Raw genomic sequence first — 22,134 nt, forward strand, 5'->3', positions numbered from 1 at the left:
CAGCGCCCATCGAGCAACCAGACCCGGTACCCCACCTGGCGAGGGTCGCTCACCCACGACAATTCCTGAGGAGACACCACAAACGTGGCCGTCAAGATTCGTTTGAAGCGCCTGGGCAAGATCCGGGTGCCGCAGTACCGCATCGTCGTCGTCGACTCGCGCAAGAAGCGCGACGGCAAGGTGCTCGAGGAGATCGGCAAGTACCACCCCAAGGAGGAGCCCTCGTTCATCGAGGTGACCTCCGACCGGGCGCAGTACTGGCTCGGCGTCGGCGCGCAGCCGTCCGAGGCCGTCGAGGCCATCCTCAAGGTCACCGGTGACTGGCAGACCTTCAAGGGTCTCCCCGGCACCGAGGGCACCCTGAAGGTCAAGGAGCCCAAGCGCTCCAAGCTCGACATCTTCAACGAGGCCCTCAAGGAGGCCGCCGCCGAGCCCAAGGGCGCCGCGACGACCGCCAAGAAGAAGGCCGAGAAGAAGACCGAGGAGCCGGCCGCCGAGGCTGCCCCCGCCGAGGCCCCGGCCGCGACCGAGGCTCCGGCCGAGGTTCCCGCGTCCGAGACCCCCGAGGGTGCTGCCGACGCTGCTGAGGCCGAGGAGACCGTGACCGCCGAGGACGCCGGCAAGAGCGAGGCGTGAGCGACGTGCTGGCCGAGGCTCTCGAGCACCTGGTGCGTGGCATCGTCGACCACCCCGACGACGTCGTGGTCCGCGACAAGCAGATGCGTCGCGGCTCGATCCTCGAGGTCCGGGTGCACCCCGACGACCTCGGCAAGGTGATCGGCCGCAACGGCCGCACCGCGACCGCCTTCCGCACCGTCGTCTCGGCCCTCGCCGGCCGTGGTGGTGCGCGGGTGGACTTCGTGGACACCGATCGCCGCCGCTGATCCTTCAGCACAGCCTGATCGACGGGCGCCACCCCACCGGGGTGGCGCCCGTCGCTGCATTTCGGGGCCGATAGCCTCGCCCCGTGAGCACAGGTGAACCGGCTGGCATCGAGGTCGTGGTCGGCCGGATCGGCAAGCCCCACGGCATCCGCGGCGAGGTCACCCTCGACGTACGCACCGACGAGCCGGAGCGGCGCTTCGCCCCGGGCACGACGTTCCGTGCCGAGGCCCCGGCGGGCGCCGACCGGCGCCCCACCTCGCTCACCGTCGCCCGCGCCCGCTGGCACCAGAGCACGTTGCTCGTCACCTTCGAGGAGCTCGAGGACCGCAACGCCGCCGAGGCCGTGCGCGGCACGGTCCTCCACGCGACGATCGGCCACGACGAGGTCCCCGACGACCCCGAGGAGTACTACGACCACCAGCTCGTCGGTCTGGCGGTCGTGGACCTCGACGGCACGCTGCTCGGCGAGGTGAAGGCCGTCGTCCACGGCTCGGCCCAGGACCTGCTGACCGTCCGCACCGCCGACGGCCGCGACGCCCTCGTGCCGTTCGTGTCGGCCCTCGTCCCCGAGGTCGACCTCGCCGCCGGCCGGCTGGTCGTCGCCGACCGGCCGGGCCTCGTGACGCCCTTCCCGGACGAGGACGACGGCGGCGACCCGTGAGGATCGACGTCGTCACGATCTTCCCCGACTACCTCGCTCCGCTGGAGCTCAGCCTCCCCGGCAAGGCGCGCGACAAGGGCCTGCTCGACCTCGCCGTCCACGACCTCCGGCGGTGGACGACCGACCGCCACCACACCGTCGACGACACGCCCTACGGCGGTGGCGCCGGGATGGTCATGAAGCCCGAGCCGTGGGGTCGGGCGCTCGACGAGGTGGCGCAGGGCGCGACGATCGTCTTCACGACGCCCAGCGGCGAGCCGTTCACCCAGGCCCTCGCCCACGAGCTCAGCGGCCACGAGCACCTCGTCTTCGCCTGCGGTCGCTACGAGGGCATCGACCAGCGGGTCGTCGAGCACGCCGCGACGATCGGCACCGTCCGGGAGATCAGCCTCGGCGACTACGTCCTCAACGGTGGCGAGGTCGCCGCCCTGGCGATCACCGAGGCGGTCGTACGCCTGCTGCCCGGGTTCATGGGCAACGCCGAGTCGCTCGTCGAGGAGTCGCACGCCGACGGCCTCCTCGAGTACCCCGTCTACACCAAGCCCGCGTCGTGGGAGGGCCGCGACGTCCCCGACGTCCTGCTCTCCGGCGACCACGCCAGGATCGCGCGCTGGCGGCACGAGCAGGCCCAGCGGCGCACGGCGGAGCGGCGGCCCGACCTCCTCCCGGCGACCGGCGCGATCGGCGGCCTCGCCGACCTCGACGTACGCCCTGCCGTGCCCGCCGACGCCGGCGAGCTCTTCACCCTCCAGCGGGCGTGCTGGCTCCAGGAGCTGGAGGCCAACCCGGGCGTGGAGATCCCGGCGCTGCGCGAGTCTCTCGACGACGTACGCCGTGGGCTGGACGGGTGGGTGGTGCGCGTCGTCCGCGAGCCGTCCTCCGGCCGGCTGGTCGGCGCCGTGCGCGGCAAGGTCGACTCCCACGGCGAGTGGGACATCGGCCGGGTCATGGTCGCCCCCGACCTGCAGGGCCGCGGCCTCGGCCGGGCCCTGCTCGAGCTGGTCCAGGAGCTCGCGCCTGAGGAGGTCGAGACCTACGTCCTCTTCACCGGGCAGGGCTCGGCCGACAACCAGCGGATGTACAAGAAGGCGGGCTTCCGGCTGCGCCCGGACCGGAAGGCACCGCCGGGCGCGGTGGTCATGACGAAGAGGGCGGATCGGCGGATTTCACGCTGACCCCTGCCTCTGGCAGACTTCTGCACTGGTCCGCTCGAGGCCAGGGTCGCCCGGACGCACCCACGCCCACCGCGTGGTGCACCGCCCCGGGGTCCGCCGCACCGCACCTGCCACAGGGGGCGCACCGGCACGGCCGCACCGAGCACCAGCCCCGAACACCCCATCACCACCGATTCCGCGAGCTGACCTGTGGCACTCGCGAGGAGCATTCATGACCAACGTCATCGCCGATCTCGGCAACTCCCTCAAGCGCGACGACGTCCCGGCCTTCCGCGCCGGCGACACCGTCAAGGTCCACGTCAAGGTCATCGAGGGCAGCCGCTCGCGTGTCCAGGTGTTCCAGGGCGTCGTGATCCGCATCCACGGCTCCGGCATCGGCCGCACCTTCACCGTCCGCAAGGTCTCCTTCGGCGTCGGTGTCGAGCGCACGTTCCCGATCAACTCCCCGATCTTCGAGACGATCGAGGTCGTGACCCGCGGTGACGTCCGACGCGCGAAGCTCTACTACCTGCGCAACCTGCGCGGCAAGGCTGCCAAGATCAAGGAGCGCCGCGAGGCGTGATCCCGACCAGGGACTGGTTAGTCTCTGCGCGTGACTTCTGACGACCGCGGTTCCTCGTCCATCTCCACGGACGAGGGACCGCGGTCGTTGCGTTCGGAGGACGAGGCGGGCCCGCGCCAGAAGCGCAAGCAGCTGCCGCTGTGGCAGGAGACGATCCTGCTCCTCGGGGTCGCGCTCGTCCTGGCGATCGTCATCAAGACCTTCTTCGTCCAGGCGTTCTACATCCCGTCGGAGTCGATGGAGCCGGGACTGATCCTCAACGACCGGATCCTGATCCAGAAGGTCTCCTACTGGGGCGACGACGAGCCCGAGCGCGGCGACGTCGTCGTCTTCAAGGACCCGGGCGGCTGGCTGCCCCCCAACGAGAGCGCCGGACCGAGCAACCCGGTCGCGCAGGTGATGGCCAAGATCGGGCTCTACCCGACCGGCGGCCACCTCGTGAAGCGCGTCATCGGCGTCGCCGGCGACACCATCGAGTGCTGCGACGACAGGGGACGCCTCATCGTCAACGGGAAGCCGCTCAACGAGTCGGCGTACGTCAAGCGCATCGATGCCAAGTGCAACGGCCCGATGCCGACCGGCGGCAAGTGCGACGAGAAGTGGACGGTCGGGCCGATCCCCGAGGGCCACATCTTCGTGATGGGCGACAACCGCTCCCGCTCCGCCGACTCCTCGCAGAAGATGTGCCGCCCCGACGAGACCGAGTGCGTGCCGGGCGACGAGTTCGTGCCGGTCGACCTGGTCGTCGGCAAGGTCTTCGTGCTGCTCTGGCCCGCCGACCGCTTCCGCTGGAACACGCGTCCGGCCACGTTCGAGGACGTGCCGGACCCGTCCTCGTGAGCGGACCGACGATGACGGCCCCCTCGCCGCTTCCCGTTCCCGCGCAGGGGAGCGTGACCGTACGCCGTGACGCCGGGCTCTACGGCTACGAGCGAGCCCTGCGCCGCGCGGGCCTCGACCCGATCGCCGGGGTGGACGAGGCCGGCCGGGGCGCCTGCGCCGGACCGCTCGTGGCGGGCGCCGTCGTGCTCCCGGCCGGCAAGGCGGGGATCGTGCCGGGCCTGGCCGACAGCAAGCTGCTGACCGAGGCTGCCCGCGAGCGCGTATACGCCCAGGTCGTCCGGCGCGCGCTCGCGTGGTCGGTGGTGGTGATCGACTCGGACGAGTGCGACCGGCTCGGGATGCACGTCGCCAACCTCGAGGCGCTGCGACGGGCGGTGGCCCGCCTCGGGACGCGTCCGTCGTACGTCCTCACGGACGGGTTCCCCGTCGACGGCCTCGGCGTCCCCGGGCTGGCGGTGTGGAAGGGCGACCGCGTGGCTGCGTGCATCGCTGCGGCGTCCGTCCTCGCGAAGGTGACGCGCGACCGGCTGATGGTCGAGATGGACGGGACGTGGCCGCACTACGGCTTCCGGGTCCACAAGGGCTACTGCACCTCCGACCACGACGCGGCGCTCGCCGAGCACGGCCCGTGCCCCGAGCACCGGATGCGCTTCGTCAACGTGCGACGCGCCGCGGGGCTCGAGCCGTTGGCCGAGGACGCGGCCACTAGGGTCAGCGATGGGGCCGGGGACGAGTCGACGGAGGAGGGCGCATGAGCGCGGAGGATCTCGAGAAGTACGAGACCGAGATGGAGCTCACCCTCTATCGGGAGTACCGCGACGTCGTCGGCATCTTCAAGTACGTCGTCGAGACCGACCGCCGCTTCTACCTGTGCAACCAGGTCGACGTGAAGGCGCGCTCGGAGAGCGGTGACGTCTTCTTCGAGGTCTCGATGACCGACGCCTGGGTCTGGGACATGTACCGCCCGGCCCGCTTCGCCAAGAACGTCAAGGTGCTGACCTTCAAGGACGTCAACGTCGAGGAGCTCGCGCCCCGGGAGATCGACCCGCCCAAGGACTGACGGGGTTCACTCCGCTGTCGGACTCCCTGCGCCACCAACCGTCCACAGGCGGTCCGATCCGGCCGTCTTCCACAGGGTGCGCGCCGGGCAGCGGTCCGGCGTCGGTGCGCCACGGTCTGCTGGTGCCTCCCGCACCGACCGGAAGGCACCCACGATGGCTCGACCCGCTGCCGCTTCACCCTTCACGCGCGACCCGCTCGCGGAGCACAACCGACTCCTCGGCGAGCGCGGCGAGACGATCGCCGCCCGCCACCTCGTGAGCCGTGGCATGGAGCTCGTCGACCGCAACTGGCGGTGCGACGCCGGCGAGATCGACCTGGTCCTCCGCGACGGCAACGTCCTGGTCATCTGCGAGGTGAAGACCCGCACGTCGACGGACTACGGCGATCCGCTCGAGGCGGTCGACCAGCGCAAGGCAGACCGGTTGCGGCGGTTGGGCGCCCGCTGGCTGCGCTGCCACGACTGCCATCCCGACGACATCAGGGTCGACCTGGTGGGCGTCCTGGCGCCCCCGGGGCGCCCGGTCGAGGTCGAGCACGTCGAGGGGGTCGGCTGATGGCATTCGCGACGGCACGCTCCCTCGCCCTGCGCGGGGCCGTCGGGCACGTGATCGACGTCCAGGTCGACATCTCGCCCGGGCTGGTGACCACGACGCTCGTCGGACGGGTGGACAAGAGCCTGTCCGAGGCGCGCGACAGGGTGCGGATGGCGATCAACAACGACTGTGGCCGCTGGCCGGCCACCAAGCGGGTGACGATCCTGCTCGCTCCTGCCGATCTCCCCAAGACCGGCACCCACTACGACCTGGCCATCGCGATCGCAGTGCTGGCCGCCGACAAGCAGCAGAAGGAGCTCACGCCCGACCTGCTCGACGGCTGGGCCTTCATCGGCGAGCTGTCCGTCTCCGGGGCGCTCCGCCCGGTGCCGGGTGTGCTGCCGATGGTGATCGCCGCGGCCGCCCACGGCATCACGCGGGTGTTCGTCCCGGAGCCGCAGGCGGCCGAGGCCGCGCTCGTCCCCGCGATGACGGTGTTCGGGGTCCGCTCGCTGGCGCAGGTGTCCGCGGTGCTGCGCGGGGCCGAGGTGCCCGAGGCACCTCCGGTGGTCGCCGCGTCAGCCACGTCCCTGGGCACCTGGAGCGGCGAGGGGCGGCTGGATGACGTCGACCTGGCCGACCTCGACGGGCTCGAGGACGTCCGCTACGCCGTGGAGGTGGCCGCCGCCGGCGCACACCCGCTGATGCTCGTCGGGCCGCGTGGCACCGGGAAGACGTCGATCGCCGAGCGGATCCCGTCGATCCTCCCCGACCTCACGATCGAGCAGTCGCTCGAGGTCACCGCGCTGCACTCCGTCACCGGCGTCCTTCCCGATGGTTCAGGGCTCCTGCGGCGTCCACCGTGGTTCGCGCCGCACCACTCCGCGAGCGCCGCGAGCGTGCTCGGCGGCGGTACGGGGAAGGTGCGCCCGGGCCAGGTGAGCCTGGCCCATCACGGCGTGCTCTTCCTCGACGAGTTCCCCCACTTCCGCTCCGACGTGATCGAGGCGATGCGGCAACCGCTCGAGTCGGGCGAGGTGACCATCGCCCGGGGCGAGGACTCCGCCACCTACCCGGCCCGCTCCCTCGTCGTGCTCGCGGCCAACCCCTGTCCGTGCGGCAACTTCCACGGCTCCACCGGTGGGTCGTGCGACTGCACGGAGGTCCAGCGGGCCCACTACCGCCGCAAGCTGTCCGGCCCGATCCTCGACCGCGTCGACATCTGGATGGAAGTACGACCCCAGGGCCGGCGCCCGTCGAGCGGGTGGGGTCCCCAGCCGGAGTCCTCGGCCGAGGTCCGGGCACGCGTCACCGAGGCGCGCCAACGACAGGCCCACCGCTACCGCGACCGTGCCTGGCTGCTCAACTCCTCCTGCCCGGGGCCGGTCCTCGCCGAACGCTGGCCGCTGGAACCCGAGGGACAGCGGCTGATCGACGCGGAGCTGACTGCCGGCACGCTGACCCGCCGCGGACTGACCCGGGTCCAGCGCCTTGCCTGGACCGTCGCCGACTGTGCCGGGGTCGAGCGGCCCGGGGCCGAGGAGGCGTCGATCGCGCTGACGCTCCGGTCCGACGACGCCGCTCGCAGCCTGCCGGCCCGCCTGGCCGCAGTGGCGGCGTCATGAACACCCCGCGTTCTTCTCCTCCGCCGTGCTCCTCCGGACAACGCCGCGAGGAACTCGTGATGAGTGCGGTTCCTGAGGCCGAGCGGCTGGCCCGGGTGACGTTGAGCTGCGCCGTCGAGCCAGGCGACGGCACGACCTCGGCCCTCATCGGCCAGCTCGGTGCCCTGCGGGCGCTGGAGCAGTCCCGCGTGCCGAAGCCCGGCAGCCAGCTCCACGAGCGCGTGGCCGAGGTCGACCCCGAGCGGCAGCTCGACCAGGCCGAGCGGTGTGGCATCCGCTTCCTCGTCCCCGGCGACCCCGAATGGCCCACCGCGCTGGACCAGCTCGACGACGCGATGGGGGACGAGCGCTTCGGCGGCACACCTCCGGGGCTCTGGGTGAAAGGGCCGATGCCGCTGACAGAGCTCGACACCTCGGTCGCCGTCGTCGGCTCGCGCGCCGCATCCGTCTACGGCGTCGAGATGACCCGGGCCATCTGCGACCACCTGGCCGTCGCGGGCGTGCCGGTGGTGTCCGGCGGTGCCCTCGGCATCGACTACGTCGCCCACGACGCGAGCCTGCTGGCCGGTGGGGCGACAGCGGCCGTCCTGGCCTGCGGGGTGGACCGGGTCTATCCCGCCCAGCACCGGCTCCTGCTGCAGCACCTCGCGGCCGAGTTCGCCGTCGCATCCGAGCAGCCGCCGGGCTCCGCACCGACCCGGCTGCGGTTCCTGGCGCGCAACCGCCTGATCGCCGCGCTGACTCGCGGCACCGTCCTGGTCGAGGCGGCGCTGCGCAGCGGTGCACTCAACACGGCCGGGTGGGCGGAGAAGCTCAGCCGGCACGTGATGTGCGTGCCCGGGCCGGTCACCAGCTACACCTCGCAGGGCGTCAACAACTGGCTCCGACAGGGTCGAGGCACGGTCGTCACCCACGGAGCGGAAGTGCTCGAGCTCATCGGCCGCGCAGGCGACCACCTCGTCGAGGAGCCACGCGGAGAGGAGCGGCCACGCGACGCACTCACGCGTGTCGAGCAGCAGGTGCTGGAGTTCGTGCCCGTCAGCACCCCCGCTGAGGTGGACTCCATCGCGCGCAGCTCCTCGCTCCACGTCCGCGACACGGTCGGCGCGCTGCGGCGGCTGCAGGCCAAGGACTTCGTCCGGCTCGAGGAGGGAGGATGGCGGCTCGTGCCTGACGGATGAGGGACGCTCGCGCGCCTAGTCTTCGAGCATGAGCGCGACGGACGGGACCCAGGCGGCGGTCCCCGGTCTGCCCGAGGCCTTCGCGCGGCTGCTCGGCGACTACGAGCGCCACCTCGTGTCGGAGCGCGACCTCGCCCCGCACACGGTCCGGGCCTACCTCGGCGACATCTCGAGCCTGCTCGACCACTGCGGCCGTCTCGCCATCGACGACCTCGCCGACCTCGACCTCCGTACGCTCCGGAGCTGGCTGGCCAGGCTGCAGACCTCCGGCCGGAGCCGGACGACGATCGCGCGGCGCGCCACCGCGGCTCGGGTGTTCACGGCGTGGCTGCACCGCACCGGGCGGGTGCCGACCGACCCGGGAGCGGCGCTGGGCTCGCCGAAGAAGCACAAGACCCTGCCGCCGGTGCTGCGGGCCGACGAGGCCGAGGCGCTGATCCGGTCCGCCGCCGACCTGGCCGACGACGACACCCCTGTCGGGATCCGCGACGTGGCGATGCTCGAGCTGCTCTACGCCACCGGCATCCGGGTGGGCGAGCTGGTCGGCCTCGACATCGACGACGTCGACGACGAGCGCCGGGTCGTCCGGGTGTTCGGCAAGGGACGCAAGGAGCGCTCGGTGCCCTACGGCACCCCCGCCGGGCGGGCGGTCGACCGCTGGCTGAGGGCAGGTCGACCGGCGCTGCGGATCGAAGGCTCGGGCGCTGCGCTCTTCCTCGGCGTCCGGGGCCGACGGATCGACCAGCGGGCCGTGCGCGAGCTGGTCCACAAGCGGATCGCCGACGTCCCGGGCGCACCCGACATCGGACCCCACGGCCTCCGGCACACCGCGGCCACCCACCTGCTCGAGGGCGGCGCCGACCTGCGCTCGGTCCAGGAGCTCCTCGGCCACGCCTCGCTCGCCACGACGCAGCTCTACACCCACGTGACGACCGACCGGCTGCGCCGGGCCTACCAGCAGGCCCACCCCCGCGCCTAGCGGCTCGTATCGAGACGTGATCAGACCAACCAGTCGAGCGGCCGCCTCCAGCGCTCGAGCGGGGGAGTCCAGTCGCCTCCGCCGCCGAGGAGCGCCGGCTCCTCCCGCCACAGCGGCAGCAGCCGCACGGGTCCACCGCCCACCAGCGACAGCGGGTCGAGGTAGACCTGGCCGTCCCCGGTGCCCTTGATGAGCCCCCAGTGGAGGCAGGCCGCCGGGAAGCAGTGGCCGTCGGTGACCGTGAGCCGGCCCAGCACCTGACCGGCGGCGACGACGTCGCCGGCGGCCACCGAGGCCACGACCGGCTCGTACGTCGTCCGCTGCCCGCCGTGCACCACGGTCACCACCGGCTTGCCGCCGATCGACCCGGCGAAGCCGACGGTCCCGGGCAGGGAGGCCAGCACTGCCTGGCCGGGAGCCCCCGCCAGGTCCACGCCGCGGTGCCCGGCCGCGTAGGGGGAGGGTGGCGGCTCGAAGGGGCGTACGACGTCCGGCTCGGGGGCCAGCGGCCACACGCCGACGGGCTCCTCGCCGACCGCAGCAGCGGGGGAGGCCGCACCGAGGAGGAGGGCAACCAGGACGCTCACGAGGATCCGCACCTGCCGATGGTCGGCCCGGGTGTGCCGCGCGGGCGACGTACGCTCGTGACGCCTGTGGAGAAGCCCTCGTACGGATCGGTTGTGGACGGTTCCTGGACCCTCCGGCCACGCGCGTCCTGAGCGTGCGCAGCGATTCGCCCTGGGCGGGGCGCTGGCCTACGATGTCCGAAGCAGTCCTCATGGACTGACTTCGCACGTTCGCAGCCCGCGTCGGAATGCATCCCTGGTTCCGAGCCACCCGTGGACGTCGGCCCTCAGTTCCGCGCCAGCTCCAGGTCCATCGGAGTGGGTGCGGGTCGGACCGGCGTGTGAGCGTCAGGGCACCCGGCACCCGCCGCGTGCAGCAACTGAAAACCACACAGGAGTCACGCTCCCGGTCCGGCCTGCTTCAAGGCCGGGCACCGTTCGGTGAGCGCCTCCGTCATCACAGGAGAACCCATGGCAGTCGTCACCATGCGCCAGCTGCTCGAGAGCGGCGTCCACTTCGGTCACCAGACCCGTCGCTGGAACCCGAAGATGAAGCGCTTCATCATGACCGAGCGCAACGGCATCTACATCATCGACCTGCAGCAGTCGCTCGCCTACATCGACCGCTCCTACGCCTTCGTCAAGGAGACCGTCGCCAAGGGCGGTGTCGTGATGTTCGTCGGCACCAAGAAGCAGGCCCAGGAGGCCATCGCCGAGCAGGCGACGCGCGTCGGGATGCCCTACGTCAACCAGCGCTGGCTCGGCGGCATGCTCACCAACTTCCAGACCGTGCACCAGCGGATCAACCGCCTCAAGGAGCTCGACGACGTCGACTTCGACACGGTGGCCGGTTCGGGTCGCACGAAGAAGGAGCTCCTGCAGATGCGGCGGGAGCACACCAAGCTCGAGAAGACGCTCGGCGGCATCCGCGAGATGACGAAGGTCCCCTCCGCGGTGTGGATCGTCGACACCAACAAGGAGCACCTCGCTGTCGAGGAGGCCCGCAAGCTCCGGATCCCGATCATCGGCATCCTGGACTCCAACTGCGACCCCGACCTCGTCGACTTCCCGATCCCGGGCAACGACGACGCCATCCGTGCGGTCGGCCTGCTGACCCGCGTGGTCGCCGACGCCGTCGCCGAGGGCCTCGTGGCCCGCTCGGGCGCCAAGGCCACCGACGGTGCCGAGTCCGTCGGCGCCGAGGAGCCCTTGGCCGAGTGGGAGCGCGAGCTCCTGCAGGGTGACGCCGAGAACACCGCTGTCGCCGCGACCGGTGGCGACGCCGCCACCGAGGCCCCCGCCTCCGAGGCGACCGGCGCCGCTGCCGAGGCCCCGCAGGCCGAGGCCGCCGCCGACGCTGCGACCGAGGCTCCCGCCGAGACCGAGGCTGCGACCGAGGCCCCCGCCGAGACCGAGGCTGCGACCGAGGCTCCCGCCGAGACCGAGGCTGCCGCCGAGGCTCCCGCCGAGACCGAGGCTGCCGCCGAGGCCGAGCCGGCCGAGAAGGCTGCAACCGAGAAGGACTGATGACGGACGCCGGCCGCGGGGGAGACCCCGTGGCCGGCCTTCGCTCGTCCCCGCACGACCCCCTGAACTGATCTGGATTTCGAGGAAGAAGGACCCATGGCTGACTTCACCGCCGCCGACGTCAAGAAGCTCCGCGAGCTGACCCAGGCCGGGATGATGGACTGCAAGAAGGCGCTCACCGAGGCCGACGGCGACTTCGACAAGGCCGTCGAGCTGCTCCGCGTGAAGGGTGCCGCGAAGGCTGCCGCCCGCGGCGCCGAGCGTGAGGCCGTCGCCGGTCTGGTCGCCACCTCCGGCAACGCGCTGGTCGAGCTCAAGAGCGAGACCGACTTCGTCGCCAAGAACGAGGACTTCATCGCCAAGGCGCAGCAGATCGCCGACAAGGCCAACGAGGTCAAGGCGACCGACACCGAGGCCCTCAAGGCCGCCGAGCTGGACGGCAAGACCGTCGGCGAGGTCGTCCAGGACCTGGCCATCACCATCGGCGAGAAGATCGAGCTGGGCGAGGTCGCCTACTTCGAGGGCACCACGGTCACCTACATGCACAAGCGTGCCGCCGACCTCCCGCCCGCCGTCGGCGTGCTCGTGGAGTTCGAGGGTGACGAGGCCGCTGCCCGCGCCGCCGCGATGCAGATCGCCGCGATGAAGGCGCAGTACCTCACCCGCGACGAGGTCCCGGCCGACGTCGTCGAGTCCGAGCGCTCCATCGCCGAGCAGAAGACCCGCGAGGAGGGCAAGCCCGAGCAGGCGATCGCCAAGATCGTCGAGGGTCGCCTCGGTGGCTTCTACAAGGAGATCGTCCTGCTCGAGCAGGAGTCGGTCACCGAGTCGAAGAAGTCCGTCAAGGCCGTCCTCGACGCCGCCGGCACCACCGTCAAGCGCTTCGCCCGCTTCGAGGTCGGCGCCTGACGCAGCACCACCCGATCACCGACGAGGGGTCGTACGCCGAGGGCGTACGGCCCCTCGTCGATTTCCGGTCCCTGCTGCGCGCCGGCATGCCTCCGGGTGGAGCGGGTTCGACCACTGACCCCACTGGCCGGTAGGTTTCTGGGGACCACGTGGCGTGTGTGAAGGGAACGATGTGACGGCGTACAAGCGAGTCCTCCTCAAGCTCTCCGGTGAAGTGTTCGGGGGTGGTGAGGTCGGCCTCGACCTCGACGTCATCAACGCACTGGCCAGCGAGGTCGCGGAGGTCGCCAAGTCCGGCGTCCAGATCGCGATCGTCGTCGGCGGCGGCAACTTCTTCCGCGGCGCCGAGCTCCAGCAGCGCGGGATGGAGCGGGCCCGCGCCGACTACATGGGCATGCTCGGCACGGTGATGAACTGCCTGGCCCTGCAGGACCTGATCGAGAAGCACGGCGTCGAGACGCGCGTGCAGACCGCGATCACGATGGGCCAGGTCGCCGAGCCCTACATCCCGCGCCGCGCGATCCGCCACATGGAGAAGGGCCGCGTCGTGATCTTCGGCGCCGGCGCCGGCATGCCGTTCTTCTCCACCGACACCGTCGCCGCGCAGCGCGCCCTCGAGACCCGCTGCGAGGTGATCCTGATGGGCAAGCAGGGCGTCGACGGGGTCTACGACTCCGACCCGAAGACGAACCCCGACGCCGAGAAGTTCGACACGCTCACCTACGACGAGTACCTCGCGCGCAACCTCAAGGTCGCCGACGCGACGGGGATCGCGATGGCCCGCGACAACAAGATGGACATGGTCTTCTTCAACCTCTCCACGCCGGGCACGATCGGGCGCGCGGTGCGGGGTGAGAAGATCGGCACGCTGGTGACCTCGGCCTGACGCAGGCCGCGCCGCACCAGCACCCAGACGTACGAGGAGAGAGAGCCGCTGTGATCAACGACGTCATGAACGATGCCGACGCCAAGATGGGCAAGTCCGTCGAGGCCACCCGCGAGGAGTTCGCCGCGATCCGCGCCGGTCGTGCGAACCCGGCGATGTTCGCCAAGATCACCGCCGACTACTACGGCACCCAGACCCCGCTGCAGCAGCTCGCGAGCTTCACCTCGCAGGACGCGCGCACGATCCTGATCCAGGTCTTCGACCAGGGTGCGATGCCGGCGGTCGAGCGGGCGATCCGCGACTCCGACCTCGGCGTGAACCCGTCCAACGACGGCAAGGTGCTCCGCTGCGTGTTCCCCGAGCTCACCGAGGAGCGGCGCAAGGAGTACATCAAGCTCGCGCGGGGCAAGGCCGAGGACGGCCGGGTCTCGGTGCGCAACATCCGCCGCACGGCCAAGCAGGGCCTGGAGAAGCTCGAGAAGGACGGCGAGGTCGGCAAGGACGACGTCACCGGTGCCGAGAAGCGCCTCGACGCGATGACCAAGACCCACACCGACAAGATCGACGACCTGCTCAAGCACAAGGAAGCCGAGCTGCTCGAGGTCTGAGCCCGCACATGACGACTTCCGAGCCGCCCATCGAGCCGTCCGAGGCGATCAAGAAGGACCACGGGCGCGCGGGCCGCGACCTGCGTGCCGCCGTGATCTCGGCGGTCGTGCTCGTGGGCGCCATCTTGCTGTCGCTCTTCTTCTGGAAGACGGCGTTCATGGGGATCGTCGCCGTCGCCGTCGCGGTCGCGGTGTGGGAGCTGCACCAGGGCCTGTCCGCCAAGGACATCGACATCCCCGAGCAGCCGCTCATGCTCGGTGGCGTCGTGATGGTCGTCGTCGCCTACGTCTGGGGCGCGCCGGCGCTCGTCACCGCCACCGCCGTCACGGCCCTCGTGATCATGCTGTGGCTGCTGCGCCGCGGCGTCGAGGGCTACGTCAAGAACGCCACGGCATCGGTCTTCACGCTCGTCTACGTCCCGTTCCTCGCCTCCTTCGTGGCGCTGCTGCTCGGCGAGGGTGGCACCACCCCGGCCTTCGGCCTCGACCTCGACGACCCCGGCGTGCGCGGCGTGATCACGTTCATCGCCATCACCGTGGCGTCCGACACCGGCGGCTATGTCGCCGGCGTCCTGTTCGGCAAGCACCCGATGGCCCCGATCATCTCGCCGAAGAAGTCCTGGGAGGGCTTCGCCGGCTCGATGCTCGCCACCATCGCGGTCGGCGTGTGGCTGGTCACGTCGTTCCTCGGCGGTGACTGGTGGGTCGGGGTGCTCCTCGGCGTCATCACCGCCGTGATGGCGACGCTCGGCGACCTGTGCGAGTCGGTCATCAAGCGCGACCTCGGCATCAAGGACATGAGCCAGGTCATCCCCGGCCACGGTGGCCTGATGGACCGGCTCGACTCGCTCCTCGCCACGATCGCCCCGATCTGGCTGGTGCTCTACTACCTCGTCTTCTGAGGCCCCCGGGCGGAATTCCCGCGCACCGCGTGCCCAGCACCGTCGTACGCGAGCGACGTCCTAGGCTGGAGGCGTGGAGACGCACGAGGTGGATGCAGCAAAGGCGCCGCCGCACGAGCGCACCCGGTTCGCGTGGTGGCACGCCAGCCACCCCACCTTCGCGGGGATCACCGGCTTCTTCGCCGGCATGCTCTTCGTCACCGCCCTCCCGGGCGCCTTCGTCGGGTTCCTGCGGCTGCTGTTCAGCTATGACACGGCCGAGCAGCTGTTCCCCTTCGTTCTCCTCGCCCTCGCGCTGCCGATCTTCCTGCTGGTCAAGCGCAAGACGCGCCGGTTCGCGCAGTTCATGTTCGTCGGCATGGTCGTGACCGCGCTGGTCGTGCTGGGCGTGACCTCGCTGGTGCTCTACTTCATGGTCGATGCCTGAGCGCTGAATCGCCCTGGTGCCCGTCGCGGTGGGATGATCGGTCAGATGTCCGAGACCGTTGAGCCCATCAAGACCCTGCCCCTCGTCTTCGACGAGCCGCGCGGGCGCAAGAAGCCGCCGCGCCACCTCGCCGACCTCGACGAGGCCGGCCGCAAGGCGCTGCTCGAGGAGATGGGGCTGCCGGGCTTCCGGGCCAAGCAGCTCTCGACCCACTACTTCGGCCGGCTCGTCGACGACCCGGCGGAGATGACCGACCTCCCGGCCGGCCAGCGCGACGACCTGGTCGCAGCCCTGCTGCCCGACCTGATGACGCCGCTGCGCACGCTCGAGGCCGACAAGGGCACCACCCGCAAGACGCTGTGGAAGCTCTTCGACGGCGCGCTCGTCGAGTCCGTCCTGATGCGTTACCCCGACCGTGCCACGGTCTGCGTCTCCAGCCAGGCCGGCTGCGGCATGGCCTGCCCGTTCTGCGCGACCGGCATGGGCGGGCTCCAGCGCAACATGTCGACCGCCGAGATCGTCGAGCAGGTCGTCGCGGGCGCCCGGTCGATGGCGCGCGGCGAGGTGCCCGGCGGGCCGGGACGCGTGTCCAACGTCGTCTTCATGGGCATGGGCGAGCCGTTGGCCAACTACAAGGCCGTCATCGGGGCCGTACGCCGCCTCGTCGACCCGTCGCCGTCCGGTCTGGGCATGAGCGCGCGCGGCATCACCGTCTCGACCGTGGGTCTCGTGCCACGGATCAACCAGCTGACCGAGGAGGGCATCCCGGTCACGCTCGCGCTGAGCCTCCACGCCCCCGACGACGAGCTGCGCAACGAGCTGGTCCCGATCAACACCCGCTTCTCGGTCGCCGAGACCGTCGAGGCCGCCTGGAACTACGCCCGCGTGACCAAGCGGCGCGTGTCGATCGAGTACGCCATGATGCGCGGCATCAACGACCAGGCGCACCGCGCCGACCTGCTCGGCGACGTGCTGAGCTCGTACGGCGACTGGGGCTGGGTGCACGTGAACCTGATCCCGCTGAACCCGGTCGAGGGCTCGAAGTGGACGGCGTCCGACCCGGCCGACGAGCGCGAGTTCGTCCGGCGCCTCGAGGCCAAGGGCATCCCGACCACGGTCCGCGACACCCGCGGCCGCGAGATCGACGGCGCCTGCGGCCAGCTCGCCGCCAAGGAGTAGGCCAAGGAGTAGGTCCGCTCCAGGCGTCGGGGCCTGTTCACGTGTCGTCTTCCTGACGCGGGGGGTCCGTTGCGGATCGCTTCCTAGCGTCCGTGGCATGGACCTGCTCGAGAGGCGGCGTCGCAGCCGCACCGCACCGGCAACCGTCATCACCCTCCCGTCCGCCACCGCTCGGCCCGACGCCTTGCGCCCGCTCCGCGTCCTGGTCGTCACCGAGTCGTTCCTGCCCCAGGTCAACGGCGTCACCAACTCCGTGCGCCGGGTGCTCGAGCACCTCGCCGCGGAGGGGCACGACGCCGAGCTGGTCGCCCCCACCGGCCCGTCGACGTACGCCGGCTTCCCGGTCACCCTCGCGCGCGGTGCGAGCCTGCCGTTCTACTCCGAGTTCCGGATCGGCCTCGAGACCCGCCGCCGGCTGCGCGCCACGATGGAGCGGTTCGCCCCCGACGTCGTGCACATCGCCTCGCCCGCCACCCTCGGCATCCAGGCCGGCCGCGCGGCCCGCTCGCTGAGGATCCCGACGGTCGCGATCTACCAGACCGACCTCGTCGGCTTCGCCGAGCGTTATGCGGTCCCGGGCGGTGCCCGCGCCATGGAGTCGCTCACCCGCCGGATCCACCTCGGGGTCGACCGGACCCTCGCGCCGTCGACGGCGAGCATCGACCAGCTCGCCCGGCTCGGCATCGGCAATGTCTCGCGCTGGCCGAGGGGAGTGGACCAGGACCTGTTCCACCCCGGGCGCCGGGACGAGGCGCTGCACCGCGAGCTCGCCCCCCGCGGCGAGCTCCTCGTCGGGTACGTCGGCCGTCTCGCGCCCGAGAAGGAGCTCGAGCTGCTCGCCCACGTCGACCGGCTCCCCGGCGTCCGGCTGGTGCTGGTCGGCGGTGGGCCGGAGGAGGGCCGCCTGAAGGCGCTGCTCCCGGAGGCCGCCTTCCTCGGTGTGCTGCACGGCGACGAGCTCGCCCGGGCGTACGCCACCCTCGACGTCTTCGTGCACACCGGCCGCCACGAGACCTACTGCCAGTCCGCGCAGGAGGCGCTGGCCAGCGGCGTGCCGGTCGTGGCGCCGCGGTCAGGCGGGCCGATCGACGTCGTCGACGACACCGTCGCCGGGCACCTCTACGAGCCCGGCGACGCCGGCGAGCTGGTCCGGCACGTCGAGCGGCTCGTCACCCACCCGGTGCTTCGGCGCCGGATGGCGGTCGCTGCCCGGCAGAGCGTCCGCGGGCGGACCTGGCAGGCCGTCAACGAGCTGCTCGTCGACCACTACCGCGACGTCAGCGCACCCGTCGTACGTCCTCGGCGTGCCGGCTGACGCCTCACCCCGCCACGACGGCGACGGCCTCCTCGACGCTGTCGACGAGGTGCACGTGCTCCTCCATGGCCCGCCCGCGGGCCAGTGCCTGCAGCAGCGGCCAGACCGGCAGCTCCTCGGTCCAGTGCGCGCGACCGACGAGCACCATCGGGGCGACCGACGACTCGTCGGCGTAGTAGTTCTCGCAGGCGTCCTGGAAGACCTCCTGCACGGTGCCGCCGGCACCGGACAGGAAGACGATCCCGGCGTTGCAGATCTCCAGCAGCAGCGCCTCGCGCGGCGCGTTGCTGAAGTACTTCGCGATGGACGTCGCGAACGGGTTGGGCGGCTCGTGGCCGTAGTGCCAGGTCGGGATGCCCAGCGACTCCCGGCCGTCCGGGGTGGCGTCGACCGCCTCGAACGCGGCGTCGGCCCAGGCGCCGATGCTCGGCCGGAAGGACGGCACCCGGGCGACCGTCGCGAGCGCACCCGCCAGGTCGCCCGGCACGAAGGCGCCGAGGTTGGCGGCCTCCATCGCTCCTGGCCCGCCGCCGGTGGCGACCGTGTGGTGCGCGCCGAGCTCGTGACCCAGCCGCGCCGCCTCGGCGTAGGTCGGGGTCCCGCGCTCGACCGCGTGCCCGCCCATCACGCCGACGATGTCGCGGTCGCGGACCCAGCCGGCCATCGCCGCGTCGACCTGGTGGTCGTGCAGCGCCCGCGCGAGCGTGTCGTCGGGGGTCGCCGGGCTGCGCGACCAGGCGTACGCACGCGCGTCGAGGGAGTCCTCGTAGCGAGGGGTGTCGAAGAGCTCGCGCGGCGTGTAGAGCGTGGTGCGGTAGGGGTCGACCGGGATGCCGGGGATGTCGTGCAGCACGATGCCGCCCGCGCGGCGTACGGCGTCGTCGTCCCCGTCGGCGAACTCGCAGCCGAGGAAGAGCGACTGAGCCAGCGACCGTTCGAGCAGCACCGGACCGCGCTCGGTGAGGTCGAGGCCGACGACCCGCCAGCCGGTGAGCGAGCGGCTCCCGGCGGCGAGGCGGCGGTCGAGGTCGGCGAGGGTGGTGACGTCGAGGACGCGTCCGCGGCTGTGCTTCACGCCCCCAACCTAGATCTCGGTACGGTCCACGCGCGGCTTCGTGCCTCAGTCGCGGGACCACTCGATCTGGCCGGGCCCACACGCCGACCTCGTGCCTCGGTCGCCGCTGCCCGGCTCAGAACGCGTGCGCCATCAGCTCCCCGAACAGCTCGTGCTCGTCGACCTGGAGCCCGCGCGAGCGGAACCAGGCGCACATGTTGGCGCAGTCGCGCAGCAGGAAGTCCATGCCGCGCGGGTTGCCGACGAGGTCCACCACCTGCGGCAGGTCGATGATGACGAGCCGGTCGCCTGCGGCGAGGGTGTTGTAGGGCGACAGGTCGCCGTGCACGATCCCCGCCTGCACCATCGTGCCGAGGGCGTCGCGGAGCTGCTCGTAGTAGCCCTCGACTACGGCCGGGTCTGGCCGCACCTGCGCGACGCGCGGGGCGGTGTCGACCTCCCCGTCGACGGTGACGGTGATCCACTCCATCATCAGCTCGGTCTCGTCGATCTGGACCGGGTAGGGGACGGGCAGGCCGAGCTCCCAGCAGCGACGGAGCGCGTTCCACTCCGAGATCGCCCACTCGCCGGCGGCGACCTGCTTGCCCCAGGTGGACTTCCGCGTGAGGGCACGCTCGTCGCGCGAGCGCTTCATCGAGCGGCCCTCGGTGTAGGCCGCGGCGCGGTGGAAGGTGCGGTGGTCGGTGTCCCGGTAGCGCTTGGCCGCCATGATGACGGCGCTCCCGGGGGTGTGCGGGTCCTCGCGCTCGACGAGGAAGACGTCCGCCTCCTTGCCGGTCTTGAGGACGCCGAGCTCGGTGTCGACGGCGCCGCTGGACACCACCACCCAGTCGGGGCGTGGCTCGGGGCCCCGCATCAGGGCCTCCAGGTCCTCCCAGCGGGACCAGCGTTGACCCGGGCCGAGCTCGTCGGCGTAGGTGTCGAAGTCGAAGACGAACGACTCGTCGATGCCCTCGAGGGGCGAACGGTCGTCAGGACGGAGGAAGTCCTCCGGGAACTGCGGGTGCGTGAAGTGCGACAACGTGGGTGCTCCGTGTGTGCGAAAGGTGGTCGGCGGACAGGCCGGGGACAGTGATGGACATGTCACGGCTCCTTTCGGTCACGGGCAGCGCGGATCGACGCCCGGAGTTCGACACCAGTGTGGCGCACCGGCGGAGTCCTGCGCACCCGAATTAGGCGTCGGCTAGGTTCGGGCGGTGACCACACGACCCCTGTCCCGCCCCCTGCTGGCGGCTGCGACCTGCGCGGTCATGGCCGTCGGTCTCACCAGCGCGACGGCGACGGCCGAAGGCCCCCTCGCCGCACCCGTCGACGGTGCCGCGGGGATCGGCGATCCCTACTGGCCGCTCGACGGCAACGGCGGGATCGACGTGACGTCGTACGAGATCCGCAACAGCTATGCGTTCGGCAAGGGACGGCTCGCCGGGCGGACCCGCGTCGAGCTCACCGCGACGAGCGACCTGCGGAGCTTCTCCCTCGACTTCCTGCTCGACGTCTCGAAGGTGACCGTCGACGGCGCTGCCGCCGGCTTCGAGAAGACCGACGACGGGCACGAGCTGCGGATCACCCCCGCCGAGCCGCTGATCGCCGGCACCGACCACGCGGTGGTGGTGTCGTACGTCGACCGCCCGGCGACGCACTCCTACGCGGGCGAGATGAACTGGCTGGCGTCCCGCCGCGAGGTCGTCACCATGAACGAGCCGCACATGGCGCCGTGGTGGTTCCCGAGCAACGACCACCCGCAGGACAAGGCGATCGTCGACGTGAAGATCCGCGTGCCCAACGGCCGCGAGGTGATCTCCAACGGCGAGCTGAAGGGCCGCAGGGTCGGCAGGAAGTCGACCACCTGGCACTGGCGCGCCGACGAGCCGATGGTGCCCTACCTCGCCTTCTTCGCGGCCGGCGACTTCACCATCGCCCAGGGCGTCCACCAGGGGCTGCCGTGGCTCGTCGCCGTCTCCCAGGGGCTCAGTGCTGCCGACGAGGCGGCCAGCATGCGGCTGATGAGGAAGACCCCGAAGGTCGTGGCGGGCCTCGAGAAGGACCTGGGCGACTACCCGTTCTCGGTCGTGGGCGGCCTGACCACCTCGCTCGGCGTCGGCTTCGCGCTGGAGAACCAGACCCGCCCGACCTATCCCGCGGTCGGCTCCAGCTACACCAGCCTCGTGGTCCACGAGATCGCCCACCAGTGGTTCGGCGACGACGTGGCCGTCCAGCAGTGGCGCGACATCTGGCTCAACGAGGGCTTCGCGACCTTCATGGAGTGGCGCTGGTCCGAGCAGCACGGCGGCCGCTCCGGCGCGCAGATCCTGGACGACTACTACGACAACGTCGAGGCAGGGTCGGACTTCTGGCAGGTCGTCGTCGCCGACCCCGGCGCCGCGAAGGTCTTCGACGACGCGATCTACGGCCGCGGCGCGATGACGCTGCAGGCGTTGCGCAACCGGGTCGGCAACCGGGACTTCTGGCGGATCCTCCGCTCGTGGCTCCGCGAGCAGGACGGTGGCAACGGCGCGACCGAGGAGTTCGAGGCGCTCGCGACCCGGATCAGCGGCGAGGACCTCACCGGCTTCTTCGCGGCCTGGCTGCGCACTGCGTCGAAGCCGGCCGCCACCGCCGACAACGGGCTCGCCTGAAGTCGTGCCACCGGTGAACTGGTTCCGGCCGCCTGCTGACGGCGACTCCGGCACGCTCAACGTCTGCTACGAGGCGCTCGACATCCACGTCGTGCGCGGTCGGGCCGACGACGTCGCGCTCACCGTCGAGGGCGAGGAGCGCAGCTTCGCGAGGCTCCTCACCGAGGTCGCCGCGTGCGCCGGGGTGCTGCGCGCCTTCGGCGTCGGGCTCGGAGACCGCGTGGTCGTCGCCGAGCTGTCGCCGGAGAACCGCGTGGTGGTCCCGCTCGCGGTGGCCCGGGTCGGTGCGGTGGCGGCGTACGACAACACGGCAGGCGCGGCGGGCAAGGTGCGCGTCGACGTCTCCGGCTTCGGGGTCGACGCCGACGAGGTCCCCTGGGACGTCGCGATGCGGGCCGGGCGCACCGACCCTGCGGGCTGCGCCGACGTGCCGGGCGACGGGGTCATGGCCACCCACGGCGACGACGTCCTCACTGTGCTCCAGGCGGTCGGCGCGTCGGACGACCACCGGGCCGCCGCGCCGGCCGGGGCCACGCTCGTCGAGGTCGGTGGCGTGAGGTTCTGGTCGTTCGGCACGGCGTGAGCCGACCGCGGGTCG

General features: G+C 71.6%; 25 protein-coding genes. 22 read left to right on the forward strand and 3 right to left on the reverse strand.

The features are described 5' to 3' along the window. The first annotated feature begins 84 nt into the window (after nucleotides 1-84). From rpsP to EUA06_RS01510, 12 genes are all read left to right on the forward strand, one after another. Nucleotides 85-636, forward strand: coding sequence for a 30S ribosomal protein S16 (gene rpsP, locus EUA06_RS01455; protein ID WP_129473227.1), 552 nt, complete (start codon nucleotides 85-87; stop codon nucleotides 634-636). A 5-nt stretch (nucleotides 637-641) separates the two neighbouring features. Further along, a complete protein-coding gene (locus tag EUA06_RS01460) occupies nucleotides 642-884 on the forward strand; it encodes an RNA-binding protein (protein ID WP_129473724.1) in 243 nt (80 codons plus the stop codon). Nucleotides 885-967: 83 nt separating this feature from the next. After that, nucleotides 968-1,546 (forward strand): ribosome maturation factor RimM, encoded by a 579-nt coding sequence (gene rimM / locus EUA06_RS01465; protein WP_242497901.1) that lies wholly within the window; start codon nucleotides 968-970, stop codon nucleotides 1,544-1,546. Then, nucleotides 1,543-2,721, forward strand: a complete 1,179-nt coding sequence (trmD, locus tag EUA06_RS01470) for a tRNA (guanosine(37)-N1)-methyltransferase TrmD (protein WP_129473228.1) — start codon at nucleotides 1,543-1,545, stop codon at nucleotides 2,719-2,721. Before rimM ends, trmD begins: the two co-directional genes overlap by 4 nt. A 211-nt stretch (nucleotides 2,722-2,932) precedes the next feature. Then, on the forward strand, nucleotides 2,933-3,283 hold the full coding sequence (gene rplS, locus EUA06_RS01475) for a 50S ribosomal protein L19 (RefSeq protein WP_129473229.1): 351 nt from the start codon (nucleotides 2,933-2,935) through the stop codon (nucleotides 3,281-3,283). Between the two features lie 30 nt (nucleotides 3,284-3,313). Further along, entirely contained in the window at nucleotides 3,314-4,123 is an 810-nt protein-coding gene (gene lepB / locus EUA06_RS01480) for a signal peptidase I (RefSeq protein WP_129473230.1), read from the forward strand. Between the two features lie 11 nt (nucleotides 4,124-4,134). Then, nucleotides 4,135-4,881: a ribonuclease HII gene (locus tag EUA06_RS01485; RefSeq protein WP_129473231.1), complete on the forward strand. Its 747-nt coding sequence runs from the start codon at nucleotides 4,135-4,137 to the stop codon at nucleotides 4,879-4,881. Further along, complete coding sequence (locus EUA06_RS01490; protein ID WP_056602535.1) at nucleotides 4,878-5,186, forward strand: DUF2469 domain-containing protein; 309 nt, start codon at nucleotides 4,878-4,880, stop codon at nucleotides 5,184-5,186. Before EUA06_RS01485 ends, EUA06_RS01490 begins: the two co-directional genes overlap by 4 nt. 154 nt (nucleotides 5,187-5,340) lie before the next feature. Then, complete coding sequence (locus EUA06_RS01495; RefSeq protein ID WP_129473232.1) at nucleotides 5,341-5,742, forward strand: YraN family protein; 402 nt, start codon at nucleotides 5,341-5,343, stop codon at nucleotides 5,740-5,742. After that, entirely contained in the window at nucleotides 5,742-7,346 is a 1,605-nt protein-coding gene (locus tag EUA06_RS01500) for a YifB family Mg chelatase-like AAA ATPase (RefSeq protein WP_129473233.1), read from the forward strand. The genes EUA06_RS01495 and EUA06_RS01500 overlap by 1 nt, the downstream gene beginning before the upstream one ends. A gap of 59 nt (nucleotides 7,347-7,405) precedes the next feature. Further along, nucleotides 7,406-8,527, forward strand: a complete 1,122-nt coding sequence (gene dprA, locus EUA06_RS01505) for a DNA-processing protein DprA (RefSeq protein ID WP_165354215.1) — start codon at nucleotides 7,406-7,408, stop codon at nucleotides 8,525-8,527. A 28-nt stretch (nucleotides 8,528-8,555) separates the two neighbouring features. Continuing rightward, nucleotides 8,556-9,506: a tyrosine recombinase XerC gene (locus EUA06_RS01510; protein WP_129473235.1), complete on the forward strand. Its 951-nt coding sequence runs from the start codon at nucleotides 8,556-8,558 to the stop codon at nucleotides 9,504-9,506. Between the two features lie 20 nt (nucleotides 9,507-9,526). Here EUA06_RS01510 and EUA06_RS01515 read toward each other — a convergent pair whose 3' ends face one another. Continuing rightward, nucleotides 9,527-10,105, reverse strand: a complete 579-nt coding sequence (locus EUA06_RS01515) for a peptidoglycan DD-metalloendopeptidase family protein (RefSeq protein WP_129473236.1) — start codon at nucleotides 10,103-10,105, stop codon at nucleotides 9,527-9,529. A 438-nt stretch (nucleotides 10,106-10,543) separates the two neighbouring features. Between EUA06_RS01515 and rpsB the strand changes: the two genes are divergently transcribed. The 8 genes from rpsB to EUA06_RS01555 all read left to right on the forward strand — a co-directional run bounded on the left by rpsB (nucleotide 10,544) and on the right by EUA06_RS01555 (nucleotide 17,825). Beyond that, nucleotides 10,544-11,599: a 30S ribosomal protein S2 gene (gene rpsB, locus EUA06_RS01520; RefSeq protein ID WP_129473237.1), complete on the forward strand. Its 1,056-nt coding sequence runs from the start codon at nucleotides 10,544-10,546 to the stop codon at nucleotides 11,597-11,599. Between the two features lie 96 nt (nucleotides 11,600-11,695). Further along, nucleotides 11,696-12,508: a translation elongation factor Ts gene (gene tsf / locus EUA06_RS01525; protein WP_129473238.1), complete on the forward strand. Its 813-nt coding sequence runs from the start codon at nucleotides 11,696-11,698 to the stop codon at nucleotides 12,506-12,508. Nucleotides 12,509-12,680: 172 nt separating this feature from the next. Further along, a complete protein-coding gene (gene pyrH, locus EUA06_RS01530) occupies nucleotides 12,681-13,394 on the forward strand; it encodes a UMP kinase (protein ID WP_129473239.1) in 714 nt (237 codons plus the stop codon). A gap of 53 nt (nucleotides 13,395-13,447) precedes the next feature. After that, nucleotides 13,448-14,002, forward strand: coding sequence for a ribosome recycling factor (frr, locus tag EUA06_RS01535; protein WP_207208191.1), 555 nt, complete (start codon nucleotides 13,448-13,450; stop codon nucleotides 14,000-14,002). Nucleotides 14,003-14,010: 8 nt separating this feature from the next. After that, a complete protein-coding gene (locus EUA06_RS01540) occupies nucleotides 14,011-14,904 on the forward strand; it encodes a phosphatidate cytidylyltransferase (protein ID WP_129473241.1) in 894 nt (297 codons plus the stop codon). 73 nt (nucleotides 14,905-14,977) lie between these two features. Continuing rightward, complete coding sequence (locus EUA06_RS01545) at nucleotides 14,978-15,331, forward strand: hypothetical protein (protein WP_242497903.1); 354 nt, start codon at nucleotides 14,978-14,980, stop codon at nucleotides 15,329-15,331. A 45-nt stretch (nucleotides 15,332-15,376) separates the two neighbouring features. After that, complete coding sequence (rlmN, locus tag EUA06_RS01550) at nucleotides 15,377-16,510, forward strand: dual-specificity RNA methyltransferase RlmN (RefSeq protein WP_129473242.1); 1,134 nt, start codon at nucleotides 15,377-15,379, stop codon at nucleotides 16,508-16,510. Nucleotides 16,511-16,607: 97 nt separating this feature from the next. After that, a complete protein-coding gene (locus EUA06_RS01555; RefSeq protein ID WP_129473243.1) occupies nucleotides 16,608-17,825 on the forward strand; it encodes a glycosyltransferase family 4 protein in 1,218 nt (405 codons plus the stop codon). 4 nt (nucleotides 17,826-17,829) lie between these two features. On the opposite strand, the gene EUA06_RS01560 is transcribed toward EUA06_RS01555, so the two are convergent. After that, entirely contained in the window at nucleotides 17,830-18,900 is a 1,071-nt protein-coding gene (locus EUA06_RS01560) for an LOG family protein (RefSeq protein WP_129473244.1), read from the reverse strand. Between the two features lie 115 nt (nucleotides 18,901-19,015). Next, a complete protein-coding gene (locus EUA06_RS01565; RefSeq protein WP_129473245.1) occupies nucleotides 19,016-19,921 on the reverse strand; it encodes a serine protein kinase RIO in 906 nt (301 codons plus the stop codon). 175 nt (nucleotides 19,922-20,096) lie between these two features. On the opposite strand from EUA06_RS01565, the gene EUA06_RS01570 reads away from it, so the two are divergent. After that, nucleotides 20,097-21,536, forward strand: coding sequence for a M1 family metallopeptidase (locus tag EUA06_RS01570; RefSeq protein WP_129473246.1), 1,440 nt, complete (start codon nucleotides 20,097-20,099; stop codon nucleotides 21,534-21,536). Between the two features lie 4 nt (nucleotides 21,537-21,540). Further along, complete coding sequence (locus EUA06_RS22270; protein WP_165354216.1) at nucleotides 21,541-22,119, forward strand: propionyl-CoA synthetase; 579 nt, start codon at nucleotides 21,541-21,543, stop codon at nucleotides 22,117-22,119. Nucleotides 22,120-22,134 lie beyond the last annotated feature (15 nt).

The organism is Nocardioides glacieisoli, from assembly GCF_004137245.1.
GTDB lineage: Bacteria > Actinomycetota > Actinomycetes > Propionibacteriales > Nocardioidaceae > Nocardioides > Nocardioides glacieisoli.